The organism is Paraburkholderia sp. BCC1886 (assembly GCF_900996245.1).
GTDB lineage: Bacteria > Pseudomonadota > Gammaproteobacteria > Burkholderiales > Burkholderiaceae > Paraburkholderia.
This window is the reverse complement of sequence record NZ_CAAJGK010000041.1, coordinates 348,504-361,275: the sequence shown is the minus strand read 5'-3', so window position 1 is coordinate 361,275 and position 12,772 is coordinate 348,504. Positions and strand designations below refer to the sequence as shown.

Annotated in this window: 12 protein-coding genes and 1 riboswitch; of the genes, 5 read left to right on the top strand and 7 right to left on the bottom strand. The window is 63.5% G+C overall.

The genetic code is table 11. The annotated features are described in order from the left end of the window. Nucleotides 1-13: 13 nt before the first annotated feature. Entirely contained in the window at nucleotides 14-943 is a 930-nt protein-coding gene (locus FQ746_RS11430) for an aliphatic sulfonate ABC transporter substrate-binding protein (protein WP_260853983.1), read from the bottom strand. 245 nt (nucleotides 944-1,188) lie between these two features. Between FQ746_RS11430 and FQ746_RS11425 the strand changes: the two genes are divergently transcribed. Further along, entirely contained in the window at nucleotides 1,189-2,247 is a 1,059-nt protein-coding gene (locus tag FQ746_RS11425) for an LLM class flavin-dependent oxidoreductase (RefSeq protein WP_144109466.1), read from the top strand. An 18-nt stretch (nucleotides 2,248-2,265) separates the two neighbouring features. Here the strand turns inward: FQ746_RS11425 and FQ746_RS11420 are convergent, their stop codons facing one another. Then, on the bottom strand, nucleotides 2,266-2,970 hold the full coding sequence (locus tag FQ746_RS11420) for a YceH family protein (RefSeq protein WP_144109465.1): 705 nt from the start codon (nucleotides 2,968-2,970) through the stop codon (nucleotides 2,266-2,268). A 221-nt stretch (nucleotides 2,971-3,191) separates the two neighbouring features. On the opposite strand from FQ746_RS11420, the gene FQ746_RS11415 reads away from it, so the two are divergent. Continuing rightward, entirely contained in the window at nucleotides 3,192-3,764 is a 573-nt protein-coding gene (locus tag FQ746_RS11415; protein WP_144109464.1) for a lipocalin family protein, read from the top strand. A 6-nt stretch (nucleotides 3,765-3,770) separates the two neighbouring features. On the opposite strand, the gene FQ746_RS11410 is transcribed toward FQ746_RS11415, so the two are convergent. Beyond that, complete coding sequence (locus tag FQ746_RS11410) at nucleotides 3,771-4,166, bottom strand: PaaI family thioesterase (protein WP_144109463.1); 396 nt, start codon at nucleotides 4,164-4,166, stop codon at nucleotides 3,771-3,773. A gap of 180 nt (nucleotides 4,167-4,346) precedes the next feature. On the opposite strand from FQ746_RS11410, the gene FQ746_RS11405 reads away from it, so the two are divergent. Next, nucleotides 4,347-5,600, top strand: a complete 1,254-nt coding sequence (locus FQ746_RS11405; protein ID WP_144109462.1) for an MFS transporter — start codon at nucleotides 4,347-4,349, stop codon at nucleotides 5,598-5,600. Nucleotides 5,601-5,684: 84 nt separating this feature from the next. After that, a riboswitch (glycine riboswitch) is annotated at nucleotides 5,685-5,777 on the top strand. 181 nt (nucleotides 5,778-5,958) lie between these two features. Then, complete coding sequence (locus FQ746_RS11400) at nucleotides 5,959-7,176, top strand: D-amino acid dehydrogenase (protein ID WP_144109461.1); 1,218 nt, start codon at nucleotides 5,959-5,961, stop codon at nucleotides 7,174-7,176. Nucleotides 7,177-7,248: 72 nt separating this feature from the next. Here the strand turns inward: FQ746_RS11400 and FQ746_RS11395 are convergent, their stop codons facing one another. The 3 genes from FQ746_RS11395 to FQ746_RS11385 form a co-directional block, all read right to left on the bottom strand. After that, the gene (locus tag FQ746_RS11395; RefSeq protein WP_186310696.1) at nucleotides 7,249-9,381 is read right to left on the bottom strand and encodes a TonB-dependent siderophore receptor; all 2,133 of its coding nucleotides are present in this window, start codon (nucleotides 9,379-9,381) and stop codon (nucleotides 7,249-7,251) included. 241 nt (nucleotides 9,382-9,622) lie between these two features. Continuing rightward, nucleotides 9,623-10,009 carry a cupin domain-containing protein gene (locus FQ746_RS11390; RefSeq protein WP_144109459.1) on the bottom strand — a complete coding sequence of 129 codons (387 nt, stop codon included), beginning with the start codon at nucleotides 10,007-10,009 and terminating at the stop codon, nucleotides 9,623-9,625. Nucleotides 10,010-10,011: 2 nt separating this feature from the next. Then, nucleotides 10,012-10,605, bottom strand: a complete 594-nt coding sequence (locus FQ746_RS11385) for a LysE family translocator (RefSeq protein WP_144109458.1) — start codon at nucleotides 10,603-10,605, stop codon at nucleotides 10,012-10,014. Nucleotides 10,606-10,707: 102 nt separating this feature from the next. Between FQ746_RS11385 and FQ746_RS11380 the strand changes: the two genes are divergently transcribed. Next, nucleotides 10,708-11,595 carry a LysR family transcriptional regulator gene (locus tag FQ746_RS11380; RefSeq protein WP_144109457.1) on the top strand — a complete coding sequence of 296 codons (888 nt, stop codon included), beginning with the start codon at nucleotides 10,708-10,710 and terminating at the stop codon, nucleotides 11,593-11,595. 15 nt (nucleotides 11,596-11,610) lie between these two features. Here FQ746_RS11380 and FQ746_RS11375 read toward each other — a convergent pair whose 3' ends face one another. Continuing rightward, entirely contained in the window at nucleotides 11,611-12,759 is a 1,149-nt protein-coding gene (locus FQ746_RS11375; protein WP_144109456.1) for an acetate/propionate family kinase, read from the bottom strand. Nucleotides 12,760-12,772: the final 13 nt, after the last annotated feature.

Genomic DNA, 12,772 nt, shown 5'->3' with positions numbered 1-12,772 from the left:
CTGCATTCAGGGCTTATTTCGCAGGCGGCGTCCAGATGCGAATGTCCGTCGCCTTGAGCGGCGCCGGAATCAGCCCCGCTGCGCGATACGCATCGGCAATGCGCTGCTGCTCGGCAAGCTGGTCGCGCTTGACCGGCACGATGTCGTAGCTGCGGCGGCTGTTCGCCAGTTCCACCGTTTCCACCGGCAAATTGCCCCACACCGGCGCGAGAATTTCCGCGGCTTCATGCGGATGCGCCTTCACCCATTTGCCGGTGGCATTCAGTTCGTCGAACACCGCGCGGATGACTTCCGGATGCTTGTCGGCGAACGACGTGGTCGCCATATAAAAACGGTTGTATTCCGCAACGCCGTTCGAACCGTCTGCGACGACCCGCACATGCGCATCGCGCTGTTGCGCCGCGAGAAACGGGTCCCAGATCGCCCATGCGTCGACATTGCCGCCGCGAAATGCGGCCAGCGCATCCGACGCTTCCAGATAGCGCACCTGAACGTCGTTGATCGTCAGGCCGGCTTTCGCCAAAGCGCGGATCAGCAGATAGTTTGCGCCCGATCCCTTCATGACCGCCACGCGTTTGCCCTTCAGGTCCGCCACCGAATGCACCGGCGAATCCGGCGGCACGATAATCGCCTGCGCGGCCGGCGCGGCGGTTTCTTCCGCGTAGTACGTCAGCGGCGCGTTGGCGGCCTGGGTGAACAGCGCGAACGCGTCGGCCACGTCGGAGTGCAGGTCGACACTGCCCGCATTCAGCGATTGCAGCAGGCCCGTCGAGAACTCGTGCCAGCTCACGTCGTAGCCGAGCGCCTTGAGCTTCTTGTCGAGCGCGCCGGTGCGTTTCATCAGCAGGAACAGCGTGGAGGAGCGCTGGTAGCTGATCGACACCGTTTCATTGGCTTGCGCGATGCCGGCGCACAGCACGCCGCCGATGAGGGTCAGGCACAAACCTGCCCGCCGAAGAGTTCTGAAACCGGGAAGAGCGAAGCGCATCGATCGAAGTCCGTGAAGAGAGGCGAAACCGCTGAATATATAAAAGTTCGCCAGTCCGGCTAAGACTGATTTCATCGATCCATATCGACATAAATTGGAACGCAGCAGCGTGGAATCGCGCATCATTGGCGGTTTCGCGCTTATTGCAGAACCCCTGCTAACCCGCGCAGAACACGCTTGCCGCAGGAGAGTTTCAGATCATGTCGACATTGGCACCCCGCTTCGGGGTCTGGGCGCTGGTTCACGGCAGCCGTGCCGCGCTGCAGGACCCGGACGAACCGTACGACGCGTCCTGGGCGCGCAACAAGGCGCTCGTGCTCGAAGCCGAACAGCTCGGCTACGACTCGGTGCTGGTCGCCCAGCACACCATCAATCCGCACGACCCGGACTTCGATCAGCTCGAAGCATGGACCGCATCCGCCGCGCTGGCGGCGCTGACCGGGCGCATCGAAATCATCGCGGCCATCAAGCCGTATCTGTATCACCCGGTCGTGCTCGCGAAGATGGCGCAGCAGATCGAACACATCAGCGGCGGGCGTTTCGCGATCAATCTGGTCAACGCGTGGAACCGGCCGGAGCTGGAACGCGCCGGCATCGGTTTCGCGGAACACGACGCGCGCTACGCGTATGGCCGCGAGTGGATCACCGTGGTCGATTCGCTGTTGCGCGGCGAGCGCACCCGCTTTCACGGCGAACACTTCAACGTGGACGACTATCTGTTGCGCCCCGCCGACCCGTATCGCAGCCGGCCGCGTATTTACGTAGGCGGCGAATCGGAACCGGCGCGCGGACTCGTGGCCGACAAGGGCGACGTGTGGTTTATCAACGGTCAGCCGCTCGCCGACGTCGAGGCGTTGATCGCCGATGTGTCGCGACGCCCGCGCCCGGCGCCGCACGAGGCGTTGCGCTTCGGCCTGTCCGCTTTCGTGATTGCGCGCGACTCCGATGAAGAAGCCGATCGGCATCTGAATCATCTGTTCGCGCTCGCTGCGAAAGACAAGCCGTTGCGCGAACAACAGAAAGGCAACATCGATCCCAAAGCGGTGATGTTTCAGACCTTTGCGCAGACGCCACGCGTGGGATCGAATGGCGGAACCGCGGCCGGGCTCGTCGGCAGCTACGACACGGTGGCGCAGCGCATCGCCGAATTTCACCGCGCGGGCATCGAACTCTTCATGCTGCAGTTCCAGCCGTTCGAACGCGACATGCGCCGCTTCGCCGGGGAAGTGATTCCGCGAGTCCGGCGCTTGTTGAGTTGATGCGCGTTCAGCGGTAAATCACGTCTGATCGCCGAGTTCGTCCACGGCAATACCCAACTCGGCGGCCATGCGCCGCACGACGCTCTGCAAGCGGCTGACCTCTTCGGCAAGCCGCTTCTGCTCGGCCTTGACGGCTTCGAACGCGGACAGCGGCACGAGGTCGTCGTCGCTACCCGGCTGCGCGATGTCGCTCGCGCTCACTTCCCCACACAGCAGATGGGTCCAGCGGCTCTCGCGCTCGCCCGGCGTGCGCGCCAGCTTCACCACGCGCGGCGGATCGTGGGCGGCCAGTTCGTCGAGAAACGCTTCCACCGACGAGATATCCGCGAAGCCATGCAGACGCGCGCTGTTCAGCCGCAGTTCGGCGGCCGTCTGCGGGCCGCGCAGCAGCAAGGTGGTCAGCAATGCCGCCGACTGGCTGGGCAGACCCAGCACGCGGCTCATGTTGTGCTCGAAACGCGGCACGCGGCTGCTGCTGCCTTCCATCACGAGACTCAGACGCTTCAGGCCGTCGACGGCGGTCAGCACCTCGGCTTCGGTCGCGTTCATGACCGGCGCGCGGCCGGTCTTCTGGTTACAGCCCAAGGTCAATGCATTGAGCGACAGCGGATAACTATCCGGCACGGTGTGCTGCTTTTCGACCAGCACGCCGAGCACGCGTCCTTCGAGTAAGGTCAGTGCGCGGATGGAGGGACGGGAGGGAGAGTCGGGAATGGTGTTCATGGATAGTGCGTGGCTTGCGCCGCCGGGTCTCGTGAGTCAATGCCTTACCGTTGCACAGGCGGACGGTGCTTTCTGGTTTGTGGGCACTATGATAAACGGCCCGCACGCTCGCGTCGCACGAATCGTCGCCGCAGGCTGCCATGACGCGCTGTGGCACCTCATGGCGCGTCATGGGCACGGCACGTGCTGCCGTTCAATACCCGTTATTCCTGGAGTACCCGATGTCGAACTGTCGTCCGTCAGTCCTGCGCGTCAGCGCGATCACGCTTGCCATCGGCGCGGCCTGCCTGCTTGGCGCCTGCGCGTTGAGCCCAGCGGGCAAGAGCGGCAACGCGCGTGTGCCGCAACCCGCGAAACCGGTGGACCTCACCCGCTACGTCGGCCGCTGGTATGAAATGGCGCGCTATGAAAACGGCTTCGAGCGCAATTGCGAGGCCGTGACCGCCGACTATGCCGCGCGCGACGACGGTTTGATCGACGTCACCAACAGTTGCCGTAAAGGCGACGTGAACGGGCCGCCGGATGTGTCGCAAGGCCGCGCGAAGATAGTCGCCGGCTCGGGCGATGCGAAGCTCAAGGTGTCGTTCTTCGGCCCGTTCTACGTCGGCAATTACTGGGTGCTCGATCACGCGGACGATTACAGCTGGTCGATCGTCGGCGAACCGAGCGGACGCTTCCTGTGGATTCTCACGCGCGAGGCACGACCCGCTGCAAACGTCAGGCAGGCGCTAATCGAACGGGTGGCTGCGCTTGGCTACGATACGTCGATGCTGCGCACGACCCGTCACGAGTAACCGGCATCAACCCGTTCGCGAGTATTTGAACGTGCCCTGCGCGCTCGCGATCAGGAGCTTGCCGTCCACCCACGCCTCGCCGCGCGAGAAGAAGATCGAGCGGCCGGCACGCTCCAGAAAGCCCTTGGCGGTGACCTGTTCGCCGAGTCCCTTGTCGAGATAGCTGGTGGTCAGCGACAGCGTGAATGCGTGCCGGACCGGAGCGTCGGCGGGTGCATAGAGGCCCGCGTAGCCGGCTGCCGCATCAAGCAGCGTGGCAATCGCGCCGCCTTGCAGCACGCGTTGCCGGTTCAGCTTGCTGGCGTCGATCGGCATGGTCAGCTCCGCATAGCCGTCACGCCACTGCGTGAGATGCACGCCGAGCGATTCGAGAAACGGATTGTCAATGGGAAAGTCGGACATGGTCGGGCCTTTGCCTGATGAAATAGTCGGGAGCGATGCGTCGCGGTGTCAGCATGGTAGCGTCGCCGGCGCATCCGGTACGTCCCAACCGGCAAATCCCGCTGCCGTACTATCAGGCACAATCGCGTCTTCACCACATTCGCGGCACGGCTTCGCAGCCGGCCGCATCGTCCGCTTCCGATGAGCTCAGCCCCACCCTCCGACGGCGCGCCGCACTGGCGACGCAACCTGTATGTCTGCCTGTTCGGCTCGTTCTCGACGATCGTCGCGATGACGCTGCTGCTACCTTTCCTGCCGCTCTACGTGCAACAACTCGGTGTGCCCACCGCGGCGGGCGCGGTCCAGTGGTCGGGTATCGCTTTCGGCGCGACCTTTCTCGCAGCCGCGCTGGTCTCGCCGCTGTGGGGCCGCATGGCCGACAAGTACGGACGCAAGCTGATCCTGATCCGCGCGAGTCTCGGCATGGCCGTGGTGATGTCGCTGCTCGGTCTCGCGCAGAACGTCTGGCAACTGGTCGGACTGCGCTTTCTCGCCGGCCTCGTCGGCGGCTACTCGTCGGGCGCCACCGTGATGATCGCCACCCAGACGCCGCGCGGCCGCACCGGCTGGGCGCTCGGCACGCTCGCCTCCGGCGTGATGGCGGGCAATCTGGTCGGCCCGCTGATCGGCGGGGCGCTGCCGCCGCTGATCGGTATCCGCAATACATTCTTCATTGCCGGCGCGATGATCTTCTGCGCGTTCATCGCGACGACGCTGCTGATCAAGGAAAAGCCCGTCGAGCGGCCGCTCGCCCGTTCGCCCGCCGTGACTGAAACCGTTCTGGACACGCCCGACGCGTCGCGCGGCTGGTCCAGCGTGCCGGATCTGAAACCCGTGCTCGCCATGTTGCTGACGGCCGGCCTGCTGATGTTCGCCAACATGTCGATCGAGCCGATCATCACCGTGTATGTCGGCCAGCTCGTGCACGACACGCGGCATGTCACGCTGGTGTCGGGCTTCGTGATGTCGGCCTCGGCGCTCGGCAGCGTGCTGGCGGCCTCGCGGGTCGGCCGTCTTGCCGACCGGATCGGCGCGCCGAAGGTGATCGTCGCGTGTCTCGCCTTGTGCGCCGCGTTGCTGGTGCCGCAGGCGTTCGTCACGAGCGGCTGGCAACTCGTGGTGCTGCGCTTCCTGATGGGACTCGCGCTCGCCGGACTGCTGCCGTCGATCACCAGCGTGATCCGTCACAACGTGCCGGACCGTTCCGCCGGCTACATCCTCGGCTATGCGACCTCGGCCAACTACACCGGACAGGTCGCCGGACCGCTGGCGGGCGGCTTCGTCGGCGCGCATTTCGGCATGCAGGCGGTGTTTCTGATTACCAGCGTGCTGATGCTGTGTGGCGCGTTGTTCAACGGCTGGGTGTTCCGGTCGACGGACATTGCGGCCGAGTAAAGCGGCGCGGGTGCATGACCTTGCGTCGAAAAGCAGGAAACACTTGCGGCGGAATTATTTGCCCGGTATCGTCGTGCCGTTCTGCAATGCAGCGCGGGAGAGATCGTCAGACGGTATGACGACGCCGACGGAGCAACCGCCCCGGAAACTCTCAGGCAAAAGGACCGTGCAGCAGGAACATCTGGAGAGCGGCGCACCGTAGTACAACGTGCGCCCACCGAAGGGGATTCCCGTCGGGCCGTATCACGCGGCCGTCATCGCGGGTTGAAACTCTCAGGTACATGGACAGATGGGGCATCGACGCCGGTTTCGACAACGAAATCGACACCGGTGATGCTCAACTACTCTGGACCATGTCATGTCACGAATCGCCATTATCGGCGCCGGCATTACCGGCGTTACGACTGCGCACGCGCTCGCCCAACGCGGCCACCAGGTCACCGTGTTCGAACGTCATCGCTATGCCGCGATGGAAACCTCGTTCGCCAACGGCGGGCAACTGTCCGCCAGCAATGCGGAAGTCTGGAACAGTGCCGCCACGGTCCTCAAGGGTCTGCGCTGGATGCTCACGCGCGACGCGCCGCTCCTGCTCAACCCGATGCCGAGCTGGCACAAGTACTCGTGGATGGGCGAGTTCCTGCGGCAGATTCCGCAGTACCGCGCCAACACCGTCGAGACAGTGCGGCTCGCCATTGCCGCGCGCGAGCATCTGTTTTCGGTCGCCGAAAAGGAAGGCATCGAGTTCGATCTGGAAAAGCGCGGCATTCTGCATATCTACAAGACCCGCAAGGAATTCGACGCGGCCAGCAAGGTGAATGCGTTGCTGCGCGAAGGCGGACTCGAACGCAATCCGGTCACGGCGAGCGAACTGCACGCCATCGAACCCACGATTCAGGGCGAATTTCACGGCGGCTTTTTCACGCCGTCCGATTCCACCGGCGATATTCACAAATTCACGCGCGGCCTCGCTCACGCTTGCGAGCGGCACGGCGTCGAGTTTCATTACGACGCGGACATCACGTCGATCTCGCAACCGGCCGAGGGCCGCTTCTCGCTGACGGTGAATCTGGAAGGCGACACGCAGCAGTTCGCATTCGAGCGGATCGTGATTTGCGCGGGCGTGAAGAGCCGCGAGTTCGCGGCGATGCTCGGCGATCACGTGAATATCTACCCCGTCAAAGGCTATTCGATCACCGTGTGTCTGGACGACAGCGTGAGCCAGCAGCGCGCGCCGTGGGTCAGCCTGCTCGACGACAGCGCGAAGATCGTGACCAGCCGGCTCGGCGCGGATCGTTTCCGCGTGGCGGGAACGGCGGAGATCAACGGCTTCAATCGCGATATCCGCTCGGACCGGATTGCGCCGCTAGTGGACTGGACCCGGCGATATTTCCCGGAAGTGTCGACCTCGAGAGTGATTCCGTGGGCCGGCTTGCGGCCGATGCTGCCGAGCATGTTGCCGAAGGTCGGTCAGGGTAAGCGGCGCGGCGTGTTTTATAACACCGGGCATGGACATCTCGGTTGGACGTTGTCGGCGGCCACCGCACAAGCGGTGGCGGGAGCGATGGACGGACGGTGAGCGCGCGGCCGGGATAGTCAAGCGAGTCGGGCACCGCACGCAGGCGTTGTCGTCTGCGTGCGGACCCATCGCTCAATACCGCCAGGTCAAGTTAACACTGCCGTTCAACGGCGCCCCATACGTGCCGTAGTTGTATTCCATCGACGACCAGTACTTCTTGTTCAGCGCATTGTTCAGCGTTCCTGTGATGGTGAAGTGCCGGTTCACATCGTAACGGGCCATGAAGTCGACCATCGTATAGGCGCCCTGAGTTGCCGTCCCCACGCCGTCTTCGACATAACTCGTCGCGCTTTGCCAGCGCAGGCTGGTGCCGAGCGTCAGCTTGTGATCGAGATAAGGCAGGCGGTACGTCGTCGTCAGATGCGCCGACTTTCGCGGGACGAAAAGCTGCGTCGACTCGCCGTTGTCACCCGTCACGCGCAGGATCGTCGCGCCCGCGCTGACGTTCCAGTCGTGCGTGATCTGCCCCGACACCTCGGCTTCGATCCCCTGCGACGTCGCATCGCCGCCGGAGTAATAGTAGTTGCCGGTGTCCGGATTGAAGCCCGCCGACGTCGCAATATTCGATTGATGCACGCGATACACCGTGAGCGACGTGTTCACGCGATTATCGAAGAACGCGCCCTTGATCCCCGCTTCGGCGCTGCGTCCGCGCGCGGGTCCGAGTAACTGGTTGTCGATGTTGATCTGGTACTGCGGATTGAAGATCTTCGTGAAGCTCGCGTAGGCGGTGATCTGATTCGTCAGGTCGTAGGTCAGGCCAATGTAAGGCGTCGAGCCGGACGATTGCTGATCGTACGGACTGCCGTCGGCGCTGCCGCTGCTCGCTGCCTGCGTGTAGTTGACGCCGAGCAGCAGATGCGCGCGATCCGTCAGGCTCCAGCGCGACGACGCGTACAGCGAGCGCCTTACATCCAGATAGTTGATGTGCGAAGTCGCGTCGCCGAACACGGGCTGTGCATAAGTACCCGCGAGCAGTTCGGCGTAACCGACCGGCAAGCCGTCGCCGTCGCCTTCGGCCGACGGATTCGAGAATTGCGAGCGCGAAAAATTGGCGCCGAACACGAGGTCGTGCGTGCGGCCAAACAGATCGATCTTGCCGGTCACGCTGGAGTCCAGCACGATCTGATGGTTGGACGAGATATACGACGAGGTGTAGGAGTTGACGCCCGAACCATCCGCGTTGAGCGTGCCGTACGGGTAGAAGAATTGCGCGTCGTTATAGATGTCGTTGTAGTTGACCGTGGTCTTCCACGACCAGCGTTGACCAAGTTGCTGCGTCAACTCTCCGAAAGCGCGCTGTTCCTGCGTGTTGAAGTAGGCCCACTTCGGCGCCATGCTCGCGTGCACGTCGTAGCTGAGCTGATTGCCCGACGCATCGAGGAACGGCAAGCCGCCCCAGCTCGCGCCCTTCAACTGGTTGTACTCGTAGCTGAAACCCAGCGTGGCGAGCGTGGTCGGCGTCACGTTGACGTCGACCACGCCGTACACCAGATCCTTGCTCGGCTTCAGACGGTCGGTGAACGAATCGCCATCCTGATGAACGGCGACGAGGCGGCCTGCGACAGTCCCGGCCTTGTTCAAGGGACCCGAAATGTCGACGTCGATCCGCTTCGTATCCCACGATCCATACGAAATGTTGCCCGACGCCTGGAACTGATAAGTCGGACGCTTGCGTATGAAGTTGACCGTCGCCGATGGATTGCCGGTCTCGGCATTCAGCCCGTCGGCGCCGCGCAGCACTTCGACGCGGTCGAACATCGCCATGTCGAGGTCGCCGTATTGCGCGGTGTAGATGAGCGGAATGCCGACGCCGTCGAATTGCAGATTGGTGATGTGGAATCCGCGCGACGTGTAATCCGTCGCGTACGAATCGTACGATTCGACGGTCACGCCCGTTACCTGCCGCAACGCGTCGTTGATGCTGTTGAGCTGGAAGTCGTCCATCTGCTGACGTGTCAGCACGGAGACGGACTGCGGCGTTTCCTTGGGCGACAGCGCGATTTTGCTGCCGGCCGTGGTCGCCTGAATCGTATAGGAATGGGTCTTTTCGGTTGGCGCCTGGACAGCCTCGCTGCTCGCCTTGACCTTCACCGCCGGGAGTTGCGCTTCCTGCTTCGTGTCTGCAGCGCCGCTATTCGCGGTTGCATCAGCGCTGGTCTGGGACCACGCGAGCATCGGCGACGAACCGGCAAGCGCCAGCATCAGCGCGAGCGGTCGAACTGCGCCGGGCCCTCCCCGGCTGCTGAACGTTCGAGTATCGGCGTGCGATTGCTGTCGCGCAGAGGAGAAACGACCCATGGTATGCGTTCTTCATAAAAAAAGAACGCATCTTAAATGATTATGATTCTCATTTGCAAATTGATACAAATTTACAACAACCGCTGAATTCGGACCGTCAGGGCAGCCAGAAATCTGCGCTGGCGTGGATAGGCGTTGCCGAGAGTCAGGTCCGCAACTGCTCGTCGATCGTCCTGGTCAGCGGCGATTCCACGTCGCCCGTGTGCTTCGTCTGCACGGGCTCGATCAGCACGATCCAGCATTCCTCGTCGGCCACGGGGTTGTGCAGCGTACCGCGCGGCACCACATGCATCGACCCGGCAGGCAGCGAAACGACCCGGCCGCCCTCGTATTCGATCTTCAGATGGCCTCGCACGACGAAGAACAGTTCGTCCTCGTGCGCATGGTCGTGCCAGACGAGCTGACCGCGCACTTTCGCGACCTTGACGTATTGATCGTTGACCTGCGCGACGACTTTCGGCGACCAGTGTTCCGACACATCGCTAAACGCGGCTTCGAGGTCGAACGATTCGGCAAACGGATGAACAGACACGGTTATCTCCAGGTGGGAATGATGGACAAAGCGAGCAGCACCGCCATCGCGAAATTGAGCATGCGCCAGTGTCGCGGCGTGCGCAGCAGCCGTGCGAGCAGCGCCCCGAGCGCGCACCACAGCGCGAGCGACACGCAGGCGGCGAGTCCGAACGCCGTCCCGAGCAGTATCGCGAGCCGGTGCGGACCATCGGCGAGCAGCGCAAACGACGCCGCCGCGCCCACGGTCATCGCCCAGCCTTTCGGATTGAGCCACAGCAACAGAATGCCGTTGACCAGCGTGACCGGCCGCGCCGGACCATCGCCCGCGTTCGGCGGACCGCTTCGCGCGATGCGCCACGCCAGCCATAACAGATACGCGGAGCCGATCGCCTTGACGACGTTCTGCAGCGCGGGCATCGCCAGCAGCAGGCTGCCAAGCCCGAGCGCGGCAACGCCGGCGAGCGACGCGAGACCTATCGCGATTCCGAGCACTAGCGGAATCGACCGCGTAAAACCAAAGCGCGCACCTGACGCGGTCGCGAGCGTGGTCGCGCCGCCGGGTGTGCCTGTAGCAACGGCAACGAACAGAACGAGCGGAAGTATTGAAGCGGTCATGGGTGCGGATTCGGGTGATCGAGACCTCGCACTGTACGGACCGCCCATGCATTATCAAAACCAATAATTTTGATGCGATCCATTACACGGCATAATGCGTCGATGACACGAAACCTCGACCTCGATCTGATCCGCACTTTCGTGACGGTCGCCGACAGCGGCAGCATGACGGTCGCCGCCAATCTGCTGCACATGACGCAAGGCGCCGTCAGTCAGCAGGTGAAACGTCTCGAAGAATCGCTGGACTGTCAGCTGTTCGTGCGCTCGGCGCGCAAGCTGGAACTTTCGCGTGAAGGCGAACAGTTTCTGGTCAAGGCGCGCCAACTGCTGCGTTTGAACGACGAAATCTGGGCCGACACCACCGGCGAATCCTTGCGCGGCAGTCTGCGCGTGGGCGTGCCCTTCGATCTCGTCACGCCGCTCGCTCCCGCATTGAAGGCGTTCGCCGATACCCATCCGCATGTCGAAATATCGCTCGTGTGCGCGGCGTCGCCGGAACTGAACGAGGCAGTGCAAAGCGGACGCGTCGACGTCTCGCTGATCGAATACGTCGCGAGCGAGGCCGAAGGCGAAGTGGTCCGCATCGAGCCGCTGGTGTGGGTGAACGGCCGCGGCAGCGAGGCCTGGCAGAAGCGGCCGCTGCCGCTTTCGATGGTGGACGAACGCTGCGCGTTCCGCCCCGTCGTGCTCGGCGCGCTCGCCAACATGGATATTCCGTGGCGCACCGTGTTCGAGAGCGGCAACATCGAGGCGACCGCTGCGATGGTTCGGGCTGGGCTCGCCGTCACGACGTGGCTGGTGTCGACCGTGCCCGCCGACCTGGAAATACTCTCGCCGCACACGGCCGGTTTGCCGACGCTGCCGCCGTTCGCCATCTGTCTGCGTTTGCCCGCGGCGGTACAGCCGGCGGCGCTGGAGTTCGCGCGATGCGTGCGCGAAGCAATGTCGAACGACGTCGCCACGCGTGGACGCATCGCTAAAGTGGCCTGAGACTCTCGCCCGCTGTCACGCCGCCATCAGCTTGCGGCAATGCCGTGCAATCTGCTTTTCTTCCTCGGTGTGAATCACTCTCACCTTCCCTGCCGGATCGTCGAGTGAAAGCCCGAAAAACGCCAGCCCTTCGCAAATACGCCGCCGTATCGCGTCGCTGTGTTCGCCGATCCCACCGGTGAGCACCAGCAGATCGATTCCGCCGAGCAAGGCCGCATACCCGCCAATCGTCTTGCGAACCGCCGTCGCGAACACCTCCAGCGCCAGCGATGCCTGCGCATCGCCCGCCGCGGCCTTCTTCTCGAGCGCCTGCATGTCGCTCTCGCCATCCGCGTAACCCGCGAGCCCGCTATGCCGGTTCAGCAAAGTCTCCAGGCTGTCGGCGTCGAGCTTCTCGGTGCGCAGCAGATACAGCAGCACGCCGGGATCGAGGTCGCCGCTTCGCGTACCCATCGGCACACCGCCGGTCGGCGTCAAACCCATCGACGTATCGACCGACCTGCCGTCGCGCAACGCACACACGCTCGACCCGTTGCCAAGATGCGCAAACACCGCGCGTGCCGGCATCTGCGTACCGAGTCGCGCGACCAGCGACTCATACGAGAGCCCGTGAAAACCATAGCGGATCACGCCCGCTTCGGCATACCGCTGCGGCAAAGCCAACTGCGCCGCGCGCGGCGGCAAGGTGGTGTGGAACGCGGTATCGAAACAGGCGAAATGCCGGGCATCGCCGAAAATTTTCTCTGCCTCGTCGATCAGGGCTAGCGCCGGCGGAATATGCAGCGGCGCAAAATGCACCGCGTCCTGCAACTGCCGGCGCACCTGCGGCGTCAGGCGTTGATGCGTGCGCAGGTGCGGCCCGCCATGCACCACCCGATGTCCGACCGCCGTCGGCCGCGCATGCTTCTGCTTCGCCAGCACGTCGGCTAGTTTCTGCAGCGCGTCGGTTTGCGACTCCAGCACATGCTGCTGCTCTTCCAGCAAGCGGCCGTCGGGGGTCCTGATGCGCAAACTGCCGTCGTCCCGGCCGATGCCTTCCGCGCTGCCTTCGAGCAGCAACGCTTCGTCATCGCCGGAATGTTCGAAAAGCCCGAACTTCAACGACGACGAACCGCTGTTCAACACCAGAATCGTCTCGCCGTGACCGTGACTGTCGTTCTGCATGGGCATCTCCGGC